Origin of the sequence: Streptomyces sp. NPDC093225, from assembly GCF_044753805.1 — a bacterium.
GTDB lineage: Bacteria > Actinomycetota > Actinomycetes > Streptomycetales > Streptomycetaceae > Streptomyces.
Genome location: NZ_JBIVNX010000040.1, coordinates 31,343 through 52,730, shown reverse-complemented (window position 1 = coordinate 52,730; position 21,388 = coordinate 31,343). Strand labels below are relative to the sequence as shown.

Annotated in this window: 17 protein-coding genes and 2 tRNA genes; 14 read left to right on the top strand and 5 right to left on the bottom strand. The window is 70.8% G+C overall.

Annotation, left to right across the window (positions count from 1 at the left end; translation table 11 throughout):
- Positions 1–25: 25 nt before the first annotated feature.
- Positions 26–1,333, bottom strand: coding sequence for an amino acid permease (locus tag ACIQCH_RS28900; RefSeq protein ID WP_402585656.1), 1,308 nt, complete (start codon positions 1,331–1,333; stop codon positions 26–28).
- Positions 1,334–1,705: 372 nt separating this feature from the next.
- On the opposite strand from ACIQCH_RS28900, the gene ACIQCH_RS28895 reads away from it, so the two are divergent.
- Positions 1,706–2,290: a biotin transporter BioY gene (locus ACIQCH_RS28895; protein ID WP_402585618.1), complete on the top strand. Its 585-nt coding sequence runs from the start codon at positions 1,706–1,708 to the stop codon at positions 2,288–2,290.
- A 101-nt stretch (positions 2,291–2,391) separates the two neighbouring features.
- On the opposite strand, the gene ACIQCH_RS28890 is transcribed toward ACIQCH_RS28895, so the two are convergent.
- Positions 2,392–3,831 carry an amino acid permease gene (locus tag ACIQCH_RS28890; RefSeq protein ID WP_402585616.1) on the bottom strand — a complete coding sequence of 480 codons (1,440 nt, stop codon included), beginning with the start codon at positions 3,829–3,831 and terminating at the stop codon, positions 2,392–2,394.
- Between the two features lie 220 nt (positions 3,832–4,051).
- Here ACIQCH_RS28890 and ACIQCH_RS28885 point away from each other — a divergent pair, with 220 nt between their 5' ends.
- From ACIQCH_RS28885 to ACIQCH_RS28860, 6 genes are all read left to right on the top strand, one after another.
- Positions 4,052–4,540, top strand: a complete 489-nt coding sequence (locus tag ACIQCH_RS28885; RefSeq protein WP_402585614.1) for a ribose-5-phosphate isomerase — start codon at positions 4,052–4,054, stop codon at positions 4,538–4,540.
- 73 nt (positions 4,541–4,613) lie between these two features.
- Positions 4,614–5,423, top strand: a complete 810-nt coding sequence (locus ACIQCH_RS28880; RefSeq protein ID WP_402585612.1) for an Fpg/Nei family DNA glycosylase — start codon at positions 4,614–4,616, stop codon at positions 5,421–5,423.
- A gap of 69 nt (positions 5,424–5,492) precedes the next feature.
- Positions 5,493–6,635 (top strand): PP2C family protein-serine/threonine phosphatase, encoded by a 1,143-nt coding sequence (locus ACIQCH_RS28875; RefSeq protein WP_402585610.1) that lies wholly within the window; start codon positions 5,493–5,495, stop codon positions 6,633–6,635.
- Between the two features lie 92 nt (positions 6,636–6,727).
- The gene (locus tag ACIQCH_RS28870) at positions 6,728–8,119 is read left to right on the top strand and encodes a pyridoxal phosphate-dependent decarboxylase family protein (protein ID WP_402585608.1); all 1,392 of its coding nucleotides are present in this window, start codon (positions 6,728–6,730) and stop codon (positions 8,117–8,119) included.
- A 58-nt stretch (positions 8,120–8,177) separates the two neighbouring features.
- A complete protein-coding gene (locus ACIQCH_RS28865) occupies positions 8,178–8,666 on the top strand; it encodes an HD domain-containing protein (protein ID WP_402585606.1) in 489 nt (162 codons plus the stop codon).
- 187 nt (positions 8,667–8,853) lie between these two features.
- Complete coding sequence (locus ACIQCH_RS28860) at positions 8,854–9,048, top strand: hypothetical protein (protein WP_030201447.1); 195 nt, start codon at positions 8,854–8,856, stop codon at positions 9,046–9,048.
- Positions 9,049–9,158: 110 nt separating this feature from the next.
- Here the strand turns inward: ACIQCH_RS28860 and ACIQCH_RS28855 are convergent.
- Positions 9,159–9,229: transfer RNA gene (locus tag ACIQCH_RS28855), tRNA-Gly, on the bottom strand.
- Between the two features lie 177 nt (positions 9,230–9,406).
- Here ACIQCH_RS28855 and ACIQCH_RS28850 point away from each other — a divergent pair.
- From ACIQCH_RS28850 to ACIQCH_RS28825, 6 genes are all read left to right on the top strand, one after another.
- Positions 9,407–9,483 (top strand) — tRNA-Pro (locus tag ACIQCH_RS28850).
- 198 nt (positions 9,484–9,681) lie between these two features.
- Complete coding sequence (gene tig / locus ACIQCH_RS28845) at positions 9,682–11,064, top strand: trigger factor (RefSeq protein ID WP_402585604.1); 1,383 nt, start codon at positions 9,682–9,684, stop codon at positions 11,062–11,064.
- A 334-nt stretch (positions 11,065–11,398) separates the two neighbouring features.
- The gene (locus tag ACIQCH_RS28840; protein ID WP_402585602.1) at positions 11,399–12,016 is read left to right on the top strand and encodes an ATP-dependent Clp protease proteolytic subunit; all 618 of its coding nucleotides are present in this window, start codon (positions 11,399–11,401) and stop codon (positions 12,014–12,016) included.
- Between the two features lie 86 nt (positions 12,017–12,102).
- Positions 12,103–12,771, top strand: a complete 669-nt coding sequence (locus tag ACIQCH_RS28835) for an ATP-dependent Clp protease proteolytic subunit (protein ID WP_402585600.1) — start codon at positions 12,103–12,105, stop codon at positions 12,769–12,771.
- A gap of 153 nt (positions 12,772–12,924) precedes the next feature.
- Positions 12,925–14,211: an ATP-dependent Clp protease ATP-binding subunit ClpX gene (gene clpX / locus ACIQCH_RS28830; RefSeq protein ID WP_030201461.1), complete on the top strand. Its 1,287-nt coding sequence runs from the start codon at positions 12,925–12,927 to the stop codon at positions 14,209–14,211.
- Between the two features lie 169 nt (positions 14,212–14,380).
- Complete coding sequence (locus ACIQCH_RS28825; protein WP_402585598.1) at positions 14,381–14,656, top strand: hypothetical protein; 276 nt, start codon at positions 14,381–14,383, stop codon at positions 14,654–14,656.
- A 54-nt stretch (positions 14,657–14,710) separates the two neighbouring features.
- On the opposite strand, the gene ACIQCH_RS28820 is transcribed toward ACIQCH_RS28825, so the two are convergent.
- Positions 14,711–15,691 carry a hypothetical protein gene (locus tag ACIQCH_RS28820; RefSeq protein ID WP_402585596.1) on the bottom strand — a complete coding sequence of 327 codons (981 nt, stop codon included), beginning with the start codon at positions 15,689–15,691 and terminating at the stop codon, positions 14,711–14,713.
- A 130-nt stretch (positions 15,692–15,821) separates the two neighbouring features.
- Between ACIQCH_RS28820 and ACIQCH_RS28815 the strand changes: the two genes are divergently transcribed.
- Positions 15,822–18,446, top strand: coding sequence for a valine--tRNA ligase (locus ACIQCH_RS28815; RefSeq protein ID WP_402585594.1), 2,625 nt, complete (start codon positions 15,822–15,824; stop codon positions 18,444–18,446).
- Between the two features lie 80 nt (positions 18,447–18,526).
- Here ACIQCH_RS28815 and ACIQCH_RS28810 read toward each other — a convergent pair whose 3' ends face one another.
- Complete coding sequence (locus ACIQCH_RS28810) at positions 18,527–21,124, bottom strand: YfhO family protein (protein ID WP_402585592.1); 2,598 nt, start codon at positions 21,122–21,124, stop codon at positions 18,527–18,529.
- Positions 21,125–21,388 lie beyond the last annotated feature (264 nt).

Here is a 21,388-nt window from a genome sequence, read left to right as displayed (position 1 = left end):
ACGTGTGCGCCCGGCCCCGCCGCGCTCACGCGCGCCGCGCGCGCAACTCCCGTACCCCGGCAACCGCCAGCACCAGCGCCGTCGCGCCGGCCGACCACAGCACCTGCGGCCGCGCGCCGTCGTCGCGCACCATCAGCACCAGCACCGCGGCCATCCCCGCCAGCGCCGCCCACGTCAGGTACGGGAAGCCCCACATCTTGAGGACCAGCGTCTGCGGAGCCTCCCGCTCGATCTTGCGCCGCAGCCGCAGCTGCGACACCGCGATCAGGGCCCACACGAACAGCAGTACCGCGCCGACCGCGTTGAGCATGTACAGGAAGATCGTCTCGGGCCACAGCAGGTTGAGCAGCACCGAGACGAAGCCGAAGGCCACCGAGGCCAGCACCGCGCGCCGCGGCACCCCGCCGCCCGAGACCTTCAGCAGGCCCTGCGGCGCCTCGCTCCGCTCGGCCAGCGAGAAGATCATCCGCGAGGACCCGTACAGGTTGGCGTTCAGCGCCGACAGCAGCGCCACGAACACCACGACGTTCATGATCTGCCCGGCCCCGGCGACGCCGATCGAGTCGAGCACCGCGACGTACGGGCTCTCGCCCGGCACGAAGGAGTCCCACGGCAGCAGCGTCACGATCACCAGCATCGAGCCGATGTAGAAGAACAGGATCCGCCACACCGCACTGCGCACCGCCCGGGCCACCGAGCGGGCCGGGTCGTCCGACTCGGCGGCCGCGATCGTGACGACCTCCAGTCCGCCGAACGCGAAGACCACCGCGAGCACGCCCGAGATGACGCCCTCCCAGCCGTGCGGGAGGAATCCGCCCTGGCCGGTCAGGTTGGCCATGCCCACCGGATCGGTGTCGGGCAGCACGCCGAAGACCGCCAGCCCGGACAGCACCAGGAACGCGACGATTGCGAAGACCTTCAGCGCCGCGAACCAGAACTCGAACTCGCCGAAGTTGCGGACCGCGGTCAGGTTGCTGGCGGTGAAGACCACCATGAACAGCAGCACCCAGCCCCACTGCGGGACGTCCGGCAGCCAGCCGTGCGCGATCTTCGCCGCACCGGTGGCCTCCACCGCGAGCACCACCACCAGCAGGAACCAGTACAGCCAGCCGACCGAGAAGCCGGCCCAGCGGCCCAGCGCCCGCTCCGCGTGCACGGAGAACGAGCCCGAGGCCGGCATCGCCGCCGACATCTCGCCGAGCATCCGCATCACGAGCATCGCCAGGGCGCCCGCGAGCAGATACGACACGACGATGCCGGGGCCCGCGACGGCGATGCCGCCGCCCGAGCCGACGAACAGGCCGGCGCCGATCACGCCGCCGAGGCCCAGCATGGTCAGGTGGCGCTGCTTCAGCCCGTGGGCGAGCGGCTCCGGGGGGACGCCGGTCGCGGTGGCCGCGCCGGTGGTGCCGCTGGTGGCGGCGTCCGGGGCCCCGGACGAGGAGGAGGAACTCTGGGGTGCTTGTGGCATCCCCACAGTCTCCCTGAGCACGTACGCCACACGCAAAACGGTTTCGACCCACTCGAAACCCCGAGTGATCCGCGTCACTTCGGGCGTATCGCACGCACGCCGAAGAGCCCCGGCTTTGTGCACTCCCCACCAAGTCCGGCGACGACGCTTTGTGTCCGCACGACGGTGATCACGGCCCCGGCCCGCGACTAACGTCGCCGTGTCACCGACCCCTCACCCTCCGCGGAGACCCCGATGAGCACCGCTTCCGTCCCCTTCCGGCCCGGCACCGTCCTCGCCGACATGCTGCCCGCGAGCCGCACCCGCGACGTGGCCCTCGTCGCCGGCGGCGCCGCCCTGATGGGCCTGGCCGCCCAGCTCTCGGTCAAGGTGCCGGGCCTCGTCGTGCCGATCACCGGCCAGACCTTCGCCGCGCTGCTGGTCGGCACCGCCCTCGGGGCCCGCCGCGGCTTCCTCTCCCTCGCCCTCTACACCCTCGTCGGCATGGCGGGCGTGCCCTGGTTCGCCGGCGGCACCGCCGGCGCGGGCGGCGCCACCTTCGGCTACGTGCTGGGCATGCTGCTGGCGTCGACCGTGGTCGGGGCGCTGGCCCGGCGCGGTGCGGACCGCTCGGTGCTGCGCACCGCCGGGGCCATGGTGGTCGGGTCCGCGATCGTCTACGCCGTCGGCGTGCCGTACCTGGCGCTGGCCACCGGCATGTCGGCGTCCGCCGCGGTGGCCGCGGGCATGACCCCGTTCCTGATCGGCGACGCGCTCAAGGCCGCGCTGGCCATGGGTCTGCTGCCGGCCGCGTGGAAGCTGGTCGGCCGGCGCGGCTGAGCCGCCCCGTCCCGTACGTACACCGGAGCCCCGGCCCGCATTCACTGCGGTCCGGGGCTCCGGCGTCCGTACTGCTACTGGCTACGGGCCCGTCCGAGGACTCAGGCCTCGACCTCGGCGGCGGGCTTGCGCACCGCGTTCAGCACGACACCGGTGAGGACCACGGCGACCGCGACCACCGTCGACCAGATGACGACCTCGCGGTTGCCCTCGTCGTAGAACATGTAGCCGATCACGAACGTGATCAGCGCCGCGGTGGCCCAGGTCAGCCACGGGAAGAACCACATCTTGACGGTGAGCTTCTCCGGGGCCTCCTTCACCAGGATCCCGCGCATCTTCAGCTGCGTGAAGCAGATGACCAGCCAGACGAACAGCGCGATGGCGCCGGACGAGTTGAGCAGGAAGTTGAAGATCGTGTCCGGGAAGGCGTAGTTGAAGTAGACGGCGACGAAGCCGAAGACCACGGAGCCGAGGATCGCGGCGGTCGGCACGCCCTTGGCGTTGACCTTGGCGAAGGCCTTCGGCGCGTCACCGCGCTCGCCCAGCGAGAACGCCATGCGCGAGGCCGTGTACATGCCGGAGTTCAGGCAGGACAGCACCGCCGTCAGCACGATCACGTTCATGATCTGGCCGGCGTGCGCGATGCCGATCGAGTCCAGGGCGGCGACGTACGAACCCTTGTCGGTGATCGACTTGTCGTTCCACGGCAGCAGCGACAGCACGATCAGGATCGAGCCCAGGTAGAAGACGCCGATGCGCCAGATCACCGAGTTGGTGGCCTTGGTGACCGCGCGGCGCGGGTCCTCCGACTCGCCGGCGGCGAGGGTGACGATCTCCGAGCCCATGAAGGAGAAGACCACCATCAGGACACCGGTCAGGATCGAGCCGGCGCCGTTCGGCATGAAGCCGCCCGCGTCCGTCAGGTGCGCGAAGCCCGCACCCGGGTTGTCCGAGCCCGGCAGCAGGCCGAAGACGGCCAGGCCGCCGACGACGATGAAGGCGCCGATGGCGACGACCTTGATGCCCGCGAACCAGAACTCGAACTCGCCGTAGGAGGAGACCGAGGCGAGGTTGGTGGCGGTCAGGACCACCATCACGATCAGCGCCCAGCCCCACTGCGGGACGGCCGGGATCCAGCCCTCGAGGATCTTGGCGCCGGCGGTGGCCTCCACCGCGAGCACGACCACCCAGAAGAACCAGTACAGCCAGCCGATCGAGAAGCCGGCCCAGCGGCCCAGCGCGCGGTCGGCGTACGCGGAGAAGGAGCCCGAGTTCGGGCTGGCCGCGGCCATCTCGCCGAGCATCCGCATGACGAAGACGACCATCGCGCCGACGAGGGCGTACGAGATCAGGATGGCGGGACCGGTCTTGGCGATGCCGCCGGAGGAGCCCACGAAGAGGCCCGCTCCGATCACGCCGCCGATGGCGATCATGGACAGGTGGCGGTTCTTGAGACCGGCCTTGAGACCGTCGGAAGGCTGGGACGAGCCGGGTTCCCCGGCGCCGCCGCCTGCCTTCTGCAGGGTCGTCGTGGTGCTCATGGACGAATCCTTAGGTTCTCGGGTTGCGAGTCCGGGCATTCAATCCATAGCCGGGGCCGAGGCGGAAGACCCCGATTCCGTTTCGTTGTCCGGGACCTAAGCCTTGGATAAAGGTCCCAACCGGTCCCATCTGGGTACTTAAGGATTACTTGAGGTTTCGGAGTGACTTACGCGACACCCCGCCGACGCCTCGAGCACCCCTCGTGACACACTCGACGTCATGCGCGTGTACCTCGGATCCGACCATGCCGGCTTTGAGCTCAAGAACCACCTCGTGGACTGGCTCAAGAACAACGGCCACGAGCCCGTCGACTGCGGGCCCCACATCTACGACGCCGTCGACGACTACCCCCCCTTCTGCCTGCGCGCCGCGGAGAAGACCGCCGCGGACCCCGACAGCCTCGGCATCGTGATCGGCGGCTCCGGCAACGGCGAGCAGATCGCCGCCAACAAGGTCAAGGGCGTCCGTGCCGTCCTCGCCTGGAGCGTGGAGACCGCCAAGCTCGGCCGCGAGCACAACAACGCCAACGTGATCTCCGTCGGCGGCCGCATGCACACGCAGGACGAGGCCACCGCCTTCATCGAGGCCTTCCTGGCGACCCCGTACTCCGACGAGGAGCGCCACACCCGCCGCATCGACATGCTCTCCCGCTACGAGGAGACCGGCGAGCTCCCCCCGATCCCGGCCCACCACCCGCAGCAGGGCTGACCGCACCGGCCCCGCCCGGCCGCCACCGGGCCGGACCACCGCACCACGCCGCCAGGCCGACAGGAGCAGTGCCGTGCCCGAGGGGCATACGATCCACCGCCTCGCCCAGGACCACGCCGAACGGTTCGCCGACCGCACGGTCCGGGTGAGCAGCCCCCAGGGCCGGTTCGCCGAGAGCGCGGCACTGCTCGACGGACGCCGGCTGGAGACCGCCGAGGCCCACGGCAAGCACCTCTTCCTGGGCTTCGGCGGCACCGAGTGGGTCCACGTCCACCTCGGCCTCTTCGGCAAGTACGGCCTCGGGCCGACGCCCGCCCCGCCGGCCACCGACACCGTCCGCATGCGGCTCCTCAACGAGGACCACTACGCCGACCTGCGCGGCCCCACCGCCTGCGCCCTGATCACCGACGGCGAGAAGAAGGCGATACACGACCGCCTCGGCCCCGACCCCCTGCGCACCGCCGACGACCCGGACCGCGCCTGGGCCCGCATCTCCCGCAGCCGCACCACCATCGCCGCCCTCCTCATGGACCAGAAGGTCGTGTCGGGCGTCGGCAACGTCTACCGCGCCGAGGTCCTCTTCCGGCACGGCGTCGACCCGTACCGGGCGGGCAAGGACGTCGCCCGCACCGAATGGGACGCCATGTGGGCCGACCTGGCCGCACTCATGCGCGAGGGCGTCCGCAACAACCGCATCGACACCGTCCGCCCCCAGCACACGCCCGAGGCCATGGGCCGCCCGCCGCGCGTCGACGACCACGGCGGCGAGGTGTACGTCTACCGCCGCGCCGACCAGCCCTGCCACATCTGCGGCACCGAGGTCCGCACCGCCGACCTCGCCGCCCGCAACCTTTTCTGGTGCCCCGCCTGCCAACGCCGCTGAGCGGCTGATCCACGGATGTGCGGGGGTACCCCTGCGCGAGCACAGGATCGATGGATAGGGTCCCCAGCAATGGCCGGAGCACGCACCGAACCGCTCGTGGCACGGATGCGCAAGGGCGTGCACCGGGCCCGCACCGCCCTGCGCCGGTCGGCGGTCGACTACTTCCGCGGCGACGCCTCCGACTGGCTCGCCCTCACCGGACTGCTGATCACCGTCCCCGCGATCACCTGCGGGACGCTGATGCTGCCCGTCTGGTTCTCGCCCTCCGCCCTCGTCCTGCCGATCGTCGCGGGCGGCCTGCTGCTGCGCCCCGCCTCCCTGCTCGGCCTGTACGCCGCCGCGGCCACCGCCCTGATCGTCGAGTCCGTCGTCCTCGGCCCGTACACGCAGGGCCCGGCCCGGGTCACCCCCGGCACCGTCCTCGTCGTTGCCGCCTGCGGCTTCTTCGGCCTGATCATCGCCCAGTTCCGCAGCCGCGTCGGAGTGCCCTGGCGGCGCGGCGGCACCATGCTCTTCGACCTGCGCGAGCGGATCCGGGTCCAGAGCAAGCTGCCCGCCCTGCCCCCCGGCTGGCACCGCGAGATGGCCCTGCGGCCGGCCGGCGGCCAGTCCTTCTCCGGCGACTTCGTCGTCGCCGCCCGCACCCACGGGGGCCGCACCCTCGAGGTCGTCCTCACCGACGTCTCCGGCAAGGGCATGGACGCCGGCTCCCGCGCCCTCCTCCTCTCCGGAGCCTTCGGCGGCCTGCTGGGCTCCCTCCCGCCCCAGGACTTCCTGCCGGCCGCCAACGGCTACCTGCTCCGCCAGGACTGGGACGAGGGCTTCGCCACCTCCGTCCACCTCGTCCTGGACCTGGAGACCGGCGACTACGAGCTCCTCTCCGCCGGCCACCTGCCCGCGCTCCAGCTCTGCGCGGGCACCGGCCGCTGGGCGGAGAAGGCCGCCGAAGGCCCCCTCCTCGGGGTCTACGACGGCGCCGAGTTCGAGCCGGTCCGCGGCAGCCTGCGCCGCGGCGACGTCCTGATGCTCTTCACCGACGGCCTCGTCGAGACCGCCGACCGCGACATCAGCGAGGGCATCGACCGCCTCACCGGCGAGGCCGACCGCTACGTCCACTCCGGCTTCGAGGGCGCCGCCTGGCACCTGATCGAAAAGGTCGCCAAGGACGTCAACGACGACCGCGCCCTCCTCCTGATCCGCCGCTCCCCCTGACCCGGGCCGATTCCGGGCCGAACGGGCGAGCCCGGCCACCGGTACCGGATTGGCCCGGTCCCCCCGGCCCGCACCCCGCCTACCGTGCCCGCATGGACCCCCGCCTCGCCCAGGACCTCGCCGACCTCCCCACCCTCCTCGAAGCCGTCCGCACGCACGCCGCGACGTACCTCGACACCCTCGCCGACCGCCCGGTCGTCCCACCGCACCGGGCCCCCGAGCCGACCCCCCTCCCGACCGAGGGGGAGGGCCTGGCCAAGGCCCTGGCGACGTTCGAGACCCGCTGGGCGGACCGCCTGTCCGCCAGCGCCGGCCCCCGCTACTTCGGCTTCGTCACCGGCGGCACCACCCCCGCCGCCCTCGCCGGCGACTGGCTGACCGCCGCCTACGACCAGAACCCCACCTCCGCCTACGACGACGCCGGCCGCCACCTCGAGACCGAGACCGTCACCTGGCTGCGCGACCTCTTCGGCCTCACCGACGCCCACCGGGGCACGCTCGTCAGCGGAGCCACCCTCTCCAACACCGTCGGCCTCGCGATCGCCCGCGAGTGGCTCGGCGAGCGACGCGGGGTCGACGTGGCCGCCGACGGCGCCGCCGCCCTGGGGCCCGTACGCGTCCTGTCCGGCAGCCCGCACTCCTCCGTCGCCAAGGGCCTGTCGATGCTGGGCCTCGGCCGCAACGCGATCGTCCCCGTCCCCCTCCTCCCCGGCCGCGAGGCCGTCGACCCCGCCGCCCTCGCCGCCGCCCTGGCCGAGCAGGACGGGCCCTGCGTGGTCGTCGCCAACGCCGGCACCGTCAACACCGTCGACTTCGACGACCTGCGCGCCGTCGCCGCCCTCAAGGACCGGTACGACTTCTGGCTGCACGTCGACGCCGCCTTCGGCGCCTTCGCCGGCCTCTCGCCCGCCCACGCCCACCTCGTCGACGGCCTCGACCTCGCCGACTCCGTCTGCATCGACCTGCACAAATGGCTCAACGTGCCCTACGACAGCGCCGTGCAGTTCACCCGCCGCCAGGACCTGCAGACCCGCGTCTTCCAGAACGCCGCCGCCTACCTCGGCCCGCTCGGCGAGCGCCCCGACCTGGTCCACCTCACCCCCGAGAACTCGCACCGGCTGCGCGCCCTGGCCGCCTGGTTCACCCTCGCCGCCTACGGCCGCGCCGGGCACCGCGAGATCGTCGAGCGCAACATCGCCGGCGCCCGCGCCCTGGGGGAGGAGCTGGCGGCCGGCGGCGCCTTCCGCCTCCTGGCCCCCGTACGCCTCAACGTCGTCTGCTTCACCCTCGCCGAGGACCCCACCCCCGAACGCCTGACCGCCCTGCGGGAGGCCGCCGCGCCCCACGCGTTCGTCACCCCGACGGTGTACGACGGAACCGCGGCGCTGCGGGCGGCGTTCTCCAACTGGCGGACCACCGACGACGACGTACGGCTGACCGCGCGCGCCCTGCACGACGCGGCCGCCGCACTGGAGCCCGCCTGACCGGCACCGAGCCCGGCCGGGACGGGCCCGCCCGAAGGGGAAGGGAATTCCACCGACCATGAACACCGACACGACCGCGGACCCCGCGGCGGACGACGCCCGCCTGACCCTCGCCGAGGTCGAGCGGATCGCCCGCACGGCGCACGAGGGCCAGACCGACAAGGCGGGCCGCCCGTACGCCGAGCACCTCGCGGCCGTCGCCGCCGGGGTGCGCGAGCGCGGCGGCACCGAGGAACAGCAGGCGGCGGCCTGGTTGCACGACGCGGTCGAGGACGCGGCGCTCAGTTCCCGGTGGCTGGAATCAGCCGCCCTCCCGGACGAGGTGAAGGCCATGGTCCTGGCCGTCACGAAGCGGCCCGGGGAGCCCGTCGAGGAGTACGCCGCCCGCATCCTGGCGACCCCCGGCGCGCTGCTCGTCAAGGAGGCGGACCTCGCCCACAACGCGGACCCCGCCAGGCTCGCCGTACTCGACGGGGCCACCCGCGACCGGCTGGCGGCGAAGTACGCGGGGGTCCGCGCCCTCCTCGGCCTGACCGGGGCCCCGTAAAGGCTCCGCCGGACCTGCTGTCCGACCGAAATATGCCTCCTGCGCGGGCAGTTGGCCGGAATCAATCACCGACGATTCGTCACGGGGCGGATACCACCCCTCACTTGGTGGCACGATTGAGGGCATGGGGGTGTGCGCGGCCGTATGCCCCGGGCCGACCAGGGACGACCGAGGGGTGTGATGAGGAATGGCCATTTCGCTGTCAGTGGTGGTTCTGCTGGCGATCATCATGGTGGTGCTGATCAGGGGCGGGAACCTGAAAGCCGGGCCCGCCGTCGTCGCGGTCCTGTTCGGCTTCTTCCTGGCCTCCAGCTCGATCGCCGGCGACGTCAACGCCTTCCTGACGTCCCTGGCCCAGACGATCTCCGGCATCAAGCTCTGACGGCGTGCAGCGGCCCGAGCCGCCCCGCGCGGCCCCGCCCGCCCACCGCACCCGCGCACGAACGCGAGGAGCCGGTCCCCCTGGGGGGACCGGCTCCTCGGCACATGCAGAGCGGGCGACGGGAATCGAACCCGCGTAGCTAGTTTGGAAGACTAGGGCTCTACCATTGAGCTACGCCCGCGAGTGGCGCACCGCAGGTCACGGAGACCGCGGCACGCAGAGCATCCTAGCGGGTCGGCGCCCCGCGGCGCACACCACATTCCCACCGGCGAGCGGCTCCGGCGCGTACCGGCCGTTCCGGGCCGCGAAACGCGCGTGTCGGACCGTCTCCGGGCATGTACCCTACGTGTCGCACCGACGGGGTGTGGCGCAGCTTGGTAGCGCGTCCGCTTTGGGAGCGGAAGGTCGTCGGTTCGAATCCGGCCACCCCGACCAGTACGGCCCGCTGTCCCGCGCGCGCGACCCCGCACGATCCGTGCGCCGCTCGCCATGATCGCGTTGTCGGCTGACTCCACCGTGCGGTTACTATGCAAGCTGCGTGCCCGTGTGTCTGATGTGCCGGGCCCGATCCGCTGATCCGCGACCACGCAGCATCGGCAGAACCCCAGAAGTCAGCCACAAGGAGACCGAACCGTGAAGAGCGCCGTGGAGACCCTGAACCCGACCCGGGTTCGGCTCACTGTCGAGGTGCCCTTCGAGGAGCTCAAGGACAGCCTCGACGCGGCGTACAAGAAGATCAACCAGCAGGTCACGGTCAAGGGCTTCCGCAAGGGCAAGATCCCGGCCCGGGTCATCGACCAGCGCTTCGGCCGCGGTGCCGTCCTGGAGGAGGCCGTCAACGACGCGCTTCCGAAGTTCTACACCGCCGCGGTCAACGAGGCCGACCTGAACCCCCTCGGCCAGCCCGACGTCGACATCACCGAGCTGAAGGACGGCGAGACGCTGAACTTCACCGCCGAGGTGGACGTCCGCCCGACCATCGAGATCCCGGACTACTCCGGCATCGAGGTCGAGGTCGACGCGGTCGAGGTCACCGACGAGGACGTCGAGAAGTCGGTCGAGCAGCTGCGCAGCCGCTTCGCCTCCACCAACCCGGTCGAGCGCGCCGCCGCCGAGGGCGACGTCGTCACGATCGACCTCGAGGCCAAGGTCGAGGGCGAGGTGCTGCCCGACGGCGTCGCCTCCGGCGTCTCGTACACCATCGGCTCGGGCGAGCTGCTCGACGGCATCGACGAGGCCGTCACGGGCCTGGAGGCCGGTGGCGAGGCCACCTTCAGCTCCCAGCTGAAGGGCGGCTCCGCCGAGGGCAAGGACGCCGAGGTCACCGTCAAGGTCACCCAGGTCGCCGCCCGCGAGCTCCCGGAGCTCGACGACGAGTTCGCCCAGCTGGCGAGCGAGTTCGACACCCTCGAGGACCTGAAGGCCGACAGCCGTACGCGCCTCGAGAACATGAAGCAGTACGACCAGGCCACCCAGGCCCAGGAGCGCGTGCTCGAGAAGCTGCTCGAGCTGGTCGAGGTCCCGATCCCCGAGAAGCTCCTCGAGGACGAGATCAACACCCGCAAGCACAACCTGGAGCACCACCAGCTCGGCCAGATGGGCCTGACGCTCGAGAAGTACCTCGAGTTCCAGGGCAAGACGGTCGAGGAGTTCGAGGCCGAGACCAAGGACGCCGCGGTCAAGGGCATCAAGACGCAGTTCGTCCTCGACGAGCTCGTCAACAAGGAGAAGCTGAACGTGAACCAGGAGGAGCTCACCGAGCACCTCATGCGTCGCGCCGCCTCCTCCGGCATGTCCCCCGACCAGTTCGCCCAGGCCGTCGTCGAGGGCGGCCAGGTCCCGATGCTGGTCGGCGAGGTCGCCCGCGGCAAGGCCCTCGCGGTCGTCGTCGAGTCCGCCAAGGTCACCGACACCAACGGCAACGAGGTCGACCTGTCCGACGAGGACGAGGACGAGATCGCCGAGAACGTCGTCGAGGCCGCCGAGGGCGCTGCCGACGAGGACGAGGCCAAGTAAGGCCCCTCTGGCCCTACCAGGCCACGGGGCCGCCCGCGGCCCCGCGCAAGCCCGTACGGAGGGCCCGGACGCAACCGCGTCCGGGCCCTCCGGCGTACCCGGGCGCGGAGGCTCGGCGCGGACCGCTCCGCGGGCCCCGTGCCGGGCCCTGGCACGGGCTGTGCGGGGCCCGCGAGGGGGCTCCGGGCACCTTGCGCTCCCAGCGAACAGTTGGGGAAGCGGGATGGCGTTGTCCGACCTGCGCGTTAGGGTCCATGAATACGAGGGCACTGCCCTCTGAACGAGACGCTGAGACGGCCCGGTCCGGGGCCGTCGGAGACGAGCAGGTGGATACGTGACGAATCTGATGCCTTATCTCGCCGGTGAGCCGTCCATCGGTGGTGGCCTCGGCGACCATGTCTACAACCGGCTGCTCAACGAGCGGATCATCTTCCTCGGCCAGCAGGTCGACGACGACATCGCCAACAAGATCACGGCTCAGATGCTCCTCCTCGCGGCCGACCCCGAGAAGGACATCTACCTGTACATCAACAGCCCCGGCGGCTCGGTGACCGCGGGCATGGCGATCTACGACACCATGCAGTACATCCCGAACGACGTGGTCACCATCGGCATGGGCATGGCCGCCTCCATGGGCCAGTTCCTGCTGACCGGCGGCACCCCGGGCAAGCGCTTCGCCCTGCCCAACACCGACATCCTGATGCACCAGGGTTCGGCCGGCATCGGCGGCACCGCCTCCGACATCAAGATCCAGGCCCAGTACCTGCTGCGCACCAAGCAGCGCATGGCCGAGATCACCGCCCACCACTCGGGCCAGACCGTCGAGGCGATCATCCGCGACGGCGACCGCGACCGCTGGTTCACCGCCGAGGAGGCCAAGAACTACGGCCTCATCGACGAGATCATCTCTGCCGCGTCCAACGTGCCGGGCGGCGGCGGCACCGGGGCCTGATCCGGCAGGCCCACAGCCCGTACGGGCCCGGCCCGTACGGCAGCCCAGCCGACACAGCCCGCAGCCACAGGCACAACGCCACCAGGATGGTGAACACCCAGATGCAGAACAACCTCTCCGCGAGCGGCCTCTACACCGGCGCGCAGGTGGACAACCGGTACGTCGTCCCGCGCTTCGTGGAGCGCACCTCGCAGGGCGTGCGCGAGTACGACCCGTACGCGAAGCTCTTCGAGGAGCGCGTGATCTTCCTCGGCGTGCAGATCGACGACGCCTCCGCCAACGACGTCATGGCGCAGCTGCTGTGCCTGGAGTCGATGGACCCCGACCGCGACATCTCGATCTACATCAACAGCCCGGGCGGCTCCTTCACCGCCCTCACGGCGATCTACGACACGATGCAGTTCGTCAAGCCGGACATCCAGACGGTCTGCATGGGCCAGGCCGCCTCCGCCGCCGCCGTCCTGCTCGCCGCCGGTACGCCCGGCAAGCGCATGGCCCTGCCGAACGCCCGCGTGCTGATCCACCAGCCGTCCGGCGGCACCGGCCGTGAGCAGCTCTCCGACCTGGAGATCGCGGCCAACGAGATCCTCCGGATGCGTGACCAGCTGGAGTCCATGCTGGCCAAGCACTCCTCGACCCCGATCGAGAAGATCCGCGAGGACATCGAGCGCGACAAGATCCTCACCGCCGAGGACGCGCTGGCCTACGGCCTGATCGACCAGATCATCTCCACCCGGAAGATGAACAACGTCTGATCCTTGCGGTCCCTTGACGCGGTCCGCTCGCCCCTTTCGGCGATGTGAACCGCGTCAAGGGGGCCCCGAGATGGGGTCCCGGCAAGGTACCGTCGGATATGAGGCACCAGGAGCGCTGAACCAAGCGTCTCCCAGGCGAAGGGGAAGCACCTCGTGGCACGCATCGGTGACGGCGGCGACCTGCTCAAGTGCTCGTTCTGCGGAAAGAGCCAGAAGCAGGTGAAGAAGCTCATCGCAGGTCCCGGTGTGTACATCTGCGACGAGTGCATCGACCTCTGCAACGAGATCATCGAAGAGGAGCTCGCGGAGACCAGCGAGGTGCGGTGGGAGGAACTCCCCAAGCCGCGCGAGATCTACGAGTTCCTGGAGAGCTACGTCGTCGGGCAGGAGCCCGCGAAGAAGGCGCTCTCCGTCGCTGTGTACAACCACTACAAGCGCGTCCAGGCCGGCGAGAACGGCGGCGCGCAGGGACGTGACGACGCCATCGAGCTCGCCAAGTCCAACATCCTCCTGCTCGGCCCCACCGGCTCGGGCAAGACGCTGCTGGCCCAGACGCTGGCCCGCATGCTGAACGTCCCGTTCGCGATCGCCGACGCCACCGCGCTGACGGAGGCCGGGTACGTGGGCGAGGACGTCGAGAACATCCTGCTGAAGCTGATCCAGGCGGCCGACTACGACGTCAAGAAGGCCGAGACCGGGATCATCTACATCGACGAGATCGACAAGGTCGCCCGCAAGAGCGAGAACCCGTCGATCACGCGCGACGTGTCGGGCGAGGGCGTCCAGCAGGCGCTCCTGAAGATCCTCGAGGGGACCACCGCCTCGGTTCCGCCGCAGGGCGGCCGCAAGCACCCCCACCAGGAGTTCATCCAGATCGACACGACCAACGTGCTCTTCATCGTGGGCGGCGCCTTCGCCGGCCTCGAGAAGATCATCGAGGCGCGGGCGGGCGCGAAGGGCATCGGCTTCGGTGCCACGATCCGCTCGAAGCGGGAGATCGAGGCCAGCGACCAGTTCCAGGAGGTCATGCCGGAGGACCTGGTGAAGTTCGGGATGATCCCCGAGTTCATCGGCCGTCTGCCCGTCATCACCTCGGTCCACAACCTGGACCGCGAGGCCCTGCTCCAGATCCTCGTCGAGCCGCGCAACGCGCTGGTCAAGCAGTACCAGCGGCTCTTCGAACTCGACGGCGTGGAGCTGGACTTCGAGCGCGAGGCGCTCGAAGCCATCGCCGACCAGGCCATCCTCCGCCAGACGGGCGCGCGCGGCCTGCGCGCCATCATGGAGGAGGTCCTCATGTCGGTGATGTACGAGGTCCCGTCGCGCAAGGACGTCGCCCGCGTCGTCATCACCGCCGACGTGGTCCGCTCGAACGTCAACCCGACCCTCGTCCCCCGCATCGTCCCCAAGGACCAGGGCCCGCACGAGAAGTCGGCGTAAGCCGGTCCGTGGCACTTACAGAGGGGGCGCTCCCGAGTGGAGCGTCCCCTCTGTCGTGCAATCCGGACATTAACGCCAGACCTTCGGTCAAATGTTCTATATCGCCTGATGGAAGACTTCCATCCTTGATCAACTTCTCCTCTGGAGCTCTTCTGTGAGGGGATGAGGAATGAGGAAGAAGCGTACGCTCGGGGTGCTCGCGGCCACCTTTGCTGCGGTCACCCTGCCGGTGGTCGCTGCGTCGCCGGCCTCGGCCACTGTGGGCGACTGCACCCAGTACTTGCGCAACATGGGCTACCGCGTCGGGCCCGGGGTGAATTCTGCTTGCACCGCTGGAGCGGGCTTCCCGCTCGACCGCTGGCAGTGCAACTACGAGCTGATCCTCCTCGGTGTGAGGACGCAGCATGTGGAGGTGGCCTGCTACCAGGCGAGCCGACCCAGCTGAACTGCGTCCCGGTGCGGTGCGGCAGCTCTCGGGCCGTACCGCACCGGGCGCTGATCAGGCCTTGGTGCGAGCGGTGTTGTAGAGCTTCCCGGCGAGGGCGGAGACGTCCTCCAGCGAAGCACCCGTGCCGCCAAGCATCATCACCGCGGGGTCAACCACGTTCACGGAGGCCAGGGTGGAGTAGTCACCCCAGATGCACACAGGGATCTGCCCTTCCTTGGGCTCCTTCGGGTTGGTGGTGGGCTTGGTGTTCTTCACCTTGATGTTCGCGCACTTCATCACGGCGCCGGAGAACCCATCCGGGTGGAACTCCCGCGGGCTGCCGACCACTTCCATCTCGAAGCCTTCCTTCGCCATGGCTTCGTTGCTCTTGGAGTAGTTGTCGAACGAAGTGTCGACCGCCTTCTCCGGGTCGTCGATCTGGCCCCAGAAGCCACTGGCCGTGAGCTGCTTGGCCTTGGGGTCCTTGAACTCGCCGTTCTTGTAGGCGGAACCGGCCTGGTGCGCGTCCTTGACGCCGTTGGCCTCGGCCTTGGCCTTCGCCTCGGGCTTGATCTCCTGCTCCGGCGGCTCCTGGGCGTTCGCCGGCTTCTTGTACGCGTCCACCGCGGCCGGGAACTTCAGCTTGTAGCCCTTGGTCGCGTCGGAGATGTCGGCGCCGCTGCCCTTCAGGAACCACCAGGCGCCGCCGCCGGCCAGGGCCAGCACGAGGACGCCCGCGACGAGGCAGCCGCCCTTGCCCTTCTTCGCCGGGGCCTGCGGCTGCATGCCGTACGGCGGCTGCGGCTGACCAGGGAACGGGGGCTGCTGCGGCGGGTAGGCGTAACCCGGCTGCGGCTGCGGCTGCTGCGGGGGCACGCCCTGCGGGGCCTGCTGCGGGTAGCCGTACCCCGGCCCGCCCTGGCCGGCCTGCTGCGGCGGGTAGGCGTAACCCGGCTGCGGAGCGCCCTGGGGCTGTCCGTACGGGTTGGGCTGGCCGTACGGCCCGGGCTGCTGCGGCTGGCCGCCGTACGGTCCCGGCTGGTTGTAGCTCATCTCCTGCGTTCCCCTCCAGGATGCCTTTATGTGTTTCTGACATCCTGGCGGATCAAGGCGGGCGCCGGGGCGCCGGGGGCACGCCTATTCGGTTTCAGTACCAAGCCGTGACACCTCTAAACTGTGCCCCGTGACCGAGAACACTCAGCAGCAGCCAAGCGCCCCGAACTCCGAACTGCCGACCCAGTACGCGCCGGCCGAGGTAGAGGGGAAGCTCTACGAGCGCTGGGTAGAGCGCGGTTACTTCGAGGCGGACGCCAAGAGCGACAAGCCGGCGTACACCATCGTCATCCCGCCGCCGAACGTCACGGGCTCGCTGCACCTGGGCCACGCCTTCGAGCACACGCTGATCGACGCCCTCACCCGCCGCAAGCGCATGCAGGGCTTCGAGACGCTGTGGCAGCCCGGCATGGACCACGCCGGCATCGCGACCCAGAACGTCGTCGAGCGCGAGCTGGCCAAGGAGGGCAAGTCCCGCCACGACCTCGGCCGCGAGGCGTTCGTCGAGCGCGTCTGGAAGTGGAAGGGCGAGTCGGGCGGCCAGATCTCCGGCCAGATGCGCCGCCTCGGCGACGGCGTCGACTGGTCCCGTGAGCGCTTCACCATGGACGAGGGCCTCTCGCAGGCCGTCCAGACCATCTTCAAGAAGCTCTACGACGACGAGCTGATCTACCGCGCCGAGCGCATCATCAACTGGTGCCCGCGCTGCCTGACCGCGATCTCCGACATCGAGGTCGAGTACCAGGACGACGACGGCGAGCTCGTCTCCATCCGGTACGGCGAGGGCGACGCGTCCATCGTCGTCGCGACGACCCGCGCCGAGACGATGCTGGGCGACACGGCCGTCGCCGTCCACCCCGAGGACGAGCGCTACAAGCACCTCGTCGGCACCGAGATCGAGCTGCCGCTGACCGGCCGCCGCATCCCGGTCGTCGCGGACGCGCACGTCGACCCCGAGTTCGGCACCGGTGCCGTCAAGGTGACGCCGGCGCACGACCCGAACGACTTCGAGATCGGCCAGCGCCACAACCTGCCGGCCATCGCGGTGATGGACGAGCACGCCGTCATCACGGCGCACGGCCCCTTCCTGGGCCTGGACCGCCTGGAGGCCCGCTCCGCCATCGTCGCCGCGCTGCGCGCCGAGGGCCGGATCGTCGCCGAGAAGCGCCCGTACACGCACTCCGTGGGCCACTGCTCGCGCTGCAAGACCACCATCGAGCCGCGCCTGTCGATGCAGTGGTGGGTCAAGGTCGGCCCGCTCGCCAAGGCCGCGGGCGACGCGGTCCGCGACGGCAAGGTCAAGATCCACCCGCAGGAGATGGAGAAGCGGTACTTCGACTGGGTCGACAACCTCCACGACTGGTGCATCTCGCGCCAGCTCTGGTGGGGCCACCGCATCCCGGTCTGGTACGGCCCGAACGGCGAGGTCGTCTGCGTCGGACCCGACGAGCAGCCGCCGAGCGGCGAGGGCTGGCGCCAGGACACCGACGTCCTCGACACCTGGTTCTCCTCCGGCCTGTGGCCCTTCTCCACCCTCGGCTGGCCGGAGCAGACCGAGAGCCTCGCGAAGTTCTACCCGAACTCCGTCCTGGTCACCGGCTACGACATCCTCTTCTTCTGGGTCGCCCGGATGATGATGTTCGGCCTGTACGCGATGGACGGCGTCCCGCCGTTCCACACCATCGCCCTGCACGGCATGGTCCGCGACGAGCGCGGCAAGAAGATGTCGAAGTCGTTCGGCAACGCGGTCAACCCGCTGGACTGGATGGACAAGTACGGCTCCGACGCCGTCCGCTTCACCCTGGCCAAGGGCGCCAACCCGGGCGTGGACGTCCCGATCGGCGAGGACTGGGTCCAGGCCTCCCGCAACTTCGCCAACAAGATCTGGAACGCCACGCGCTTCGCGCTCATGAACGGCGCCACGATCGAGGGCGAGCTGCCGCCGGCCGAGCAGCTGTCGGCCACCGACCGCTGGATCCTGTCCCGCCTGAACAAGACCGTCGCCGAGGTGGACGCGTTCTACGAGGACTACCAGTTCTCGAAGCTGTCGGACGCCCTCTACCACTTCGCGTGGGACGAGGTCTTCGACTGGTACGTCGAGCTGTCGAAGACGACGTTCTTCGCGGGCGGCGAGGGGGCCAAGGCCTCCGGTCGCGTCCTCGGCGAGGTCCTGGACGTCCTGATGCGCCTGCTGCACCCGGTCGTCCCGTTCGTCACCGAGACCCTGTGGACCACCCTCACGGGCCGCGAGTCCATCGTCGTCGCCGAGTGGCCGACCGACTCGGGCTTCCGCGACGAGGCCGCCGAGGCCGAGATCGAGAACCTGCAGCAGGTCGTGACCGAGGTCCGCCGGTTCCGCGCCGACCAGGGCCTGCAGCCGGGCCAGAAGGTCCCGGCCCGCCTGGACCTGGCCGGCACGCCGCTGGCCGCCCACGAGGGCGCCATCCGCCAGCTGCTGCGCCTTCAGCCGGAGGGCGAGGGCTTCAGCGCCACCGCCACCCTTCCGGTGGCCGGCGCCACGGTCGCCCTCGACCTGTCCGGCACCATCGACGTGGCCGCGGAGCGCAAGCGCCTGGCCAAGGACCTGGCGGCCGCGCAGAAGGAGAAGCAGCAGGCCGAGGCGAAGCTCGGGAACGAGGCCTTCCTGGCCAAGGCCCCCGACAACGTCGTGGACAAGATCAAGGGCCGGCTGGCCAAGGCCGAGGCGGACATCGCCCGCATCGAGGCCCAGCTGGCGGGTCTGCCCGCCGCCTGATCCGGCCCCGGCCGACAGAAGGCCCCCGCACCCGAATCGGGTGCGGGGGCCTTCCGCATGCGTGCCCCGGGGGTGGCGGGTCAGCCGCGGCGGACGCCCCACCGCCGCCGGACCATCGGGTACAGGAGCACGCCGCCGACCAGCAGCGTCCCGACGCCGGTCGCGGCCAGGCCCGGGTTCAGCCCGGGCGGGGTGTAGGAGCAGGAGACCGTGGACGCGCCCGCGCCCAGCGGGATGCCGAGCAGCCCCTGGTACGACACCGGCGGCGCGGACGGGCCGCCGTCCACCGAGCACGCCCAGCCCTGGATCGCCGGGGCGGCGACCACCGCGGTGCCCCGGGAGCCCTTGGGGAAGGTGGCGCGGACCGTGTGGCCGCCGACGTCGAGGTGCGCGGGTCCGGCCGAGCGGACGGCCTGGACGGCGCCGTGGAAGGCCTTCGGCCCCAGGCAGCCGACCGCGTCGTAGGGCAGCACCTGGCCGGGCCGGGTCGCGCCGACGGCGAACTTCAGCCTGCCGTCGGCCGGGACGGTGCCCAGCGGCTGGACCGGCATGAGGACGGCCGGCGGCCGGGCGGAGCTGCTGGTCGGCTCGGTGGCTCCGGAGCCGACGGCCACGCCGAACAGCTCCGGCGCGTACAGGTAGGCCTGGTCGCCGGGCCGGCACCGGGCGGTGAAGCTGCTCCAGGCCTTGCCCGACTCGGCCAGGCCCAGGGCGAAGCCCGCCGGGCCGCGGCCGTCGACCGGCCCGTGCGAGTACCTGAACTTCGGTACGTCGTACACGTGCGCGCCCAGCGCGGCGTTGCGGCGGGCCCAGACCGAGCCGGCCGGCGCCCCGTACGCCCGGTCGGCGCCGGGGCCGCGCAGGCTGACCAGGGGGAGGCCGGTGAGGGTGCGGGCGGTGACCTCGGGCCCGTCGCCGGGGCGTTCCAGCAGCGTGCCGATGCCCATGAGGGCGTTGAAGAACGGGTCGCCGGTCCGGAACAGGCTGCGGCCGCCCATCGCGTAGCCGACGCCGAGGGCGCGCAGCCCGGTGGCGGCTTCCTTGGTGACGTAGCTGCTGTAGTAGCTGCCGCCCTGGACGCCGAAGAGCAGCGGGTCGTTGTTGGCGACGAACAGGCTCGGGTCGATGCCGGTGCGCGAGCGCGGCCAGTCGGCGTGGTCGACGGCCGCCCGGTGGGCGTTCTCGGCCAGCGCGTCCATGGTGATGTTCTCGGTGTACCCGCGCAGTGCCGGGTCGAAGAGGGTGTGGGTGGCGAAGACGGCGTAGGTGCTGGTGGCCAGGGTGCAGGCGGCCAGCGCGGCGACGACGGCGGTCCGGGCGGTGCGGCGCAGCCCGCGCGCGTACAGCAGGAGCAGGGCGACGGTGCCGGCGCCGCCGAGGGCGGTGCAGCGCAGGGCGTAGTCGTTGGCCGGCTGGGTGTCGCGGGCGGCCCAGACCAGCAGTGCGGTCAGCGCGGCGCCGCCGACCAGGGTCAGGGCCCTGGGCATGTGGGACAGGCAGATCCAGGCGGCCATCACGAGCAGGCCGCTGAGGACGAAGCTCTCGCGGAAGGGCGAGCCGTGCGGGAGGGTGAAGCCCTGCCACAGCTGGGCGGTCGGGGTGTACACGAAGGAGACGGCGACCAGGCCGATGAGCAGCAGCCAGCCGATCCGCTCACGGACGCGGACCTTGCCCTGGAAGGGCAGGGCGAGGACGAGGAGCAGGACCAGGACGCCGGTGAAGACGTTGGGGGCGGCGGGTTCGGGCACGCTGCCGGGCAGGAAGAGGCCGAGGTAGGTCAGGGGCTCGGTGGCCACGCTGACGACGTAGCTGTCGCTGGGCTGGGACTGGGCGTTGGCGAGGCCGGAGACGGTCACGGCGGGGGCGGCCAGCAGCAGGCCGGTGACGGTCATGGTGGCGGCCCGCCACAGGGCCCGGACGCGGGCGCGCCAGGGGAGGTCGGTGACGGCCAGGCGCAGGAGCAGGACGAGGGCGGCGCCGAGGGTGGCCATGGCCGCGGTGTAGAAGTTCGCGTACCAGCACAGGGCGAAGTAGAGGGTGCCGAGCACCCAGCGGCGGCCGGTGAGGCAGTGGTCGGCGGCCAGGCACAGCAGCGGGAACGCCACCAGGCCCCACATCCACATGGGGACGATGCCGCCTTCGAGCAGGCTCCAGCCGCAGACGGCGTACCCGGTGGCGAGCACGGCGCGCAGCCAGGGCGAGCCGGGGCGCAGCCGGCCGAGGAAGGCGGTCATGACGGCGGCGGCGAGGCCGATGCTGAGGAGGGTGACGAGGAAGACGGAGAAGTCGGCGTACTCGCGGGGGAAGAGGCCGGTCAGCCAGGAGAACGGGTTGCCGAGGTAGGTGAAGAACTCGGCGAGGAAACCGTTTCCGTAGCCGCTCTGCCAGTTGAAGAACAGGTCGCCCTGGGCGGCACCGTGCTGGAGGTCCCACAAGTGGGCGTGGAAGGGGACGTATTGGTGGCGGAGGTCGTTCACGGCGCGCGCGCCCTGGCCGAACGGGTACGTGCCGTGGGCCGCCATGCCGAGGCAGTAGGCGGTCATCGCCATGACCGCCGAGGTGACCGCGGCGGCGGTACCGGACGCACGCAGCCGGGTCAGCGGCCCGGGCCGGGCGGTGGTCCCGCCGGCCCGGTCGGGCGCACGGGTCGGCGGTGCGGCGGTGGCTGGCGTGGTCATGTTGACGAATCCCCGTGAATCCCTGTTGAAATGTCCGGTATTCGGCCGCCCGTGAGCGCCGAATCCCAAACGCTCATCCTATGAAGTGCTCAGATGAGCCGATGACCGAATTCGGTAACGATCAGGGCGAGAACGACTCCGTCGCGGGCGAACGGAACGGTCCGACGAAGGAGAGTCCGAATTCGGGATTCGGGTTCCGCCATTCGCGCAAGTGCGAGCTCCGCCACAACCCGATCGGGCCGCGCCCTCCCCGACGGACCCGGC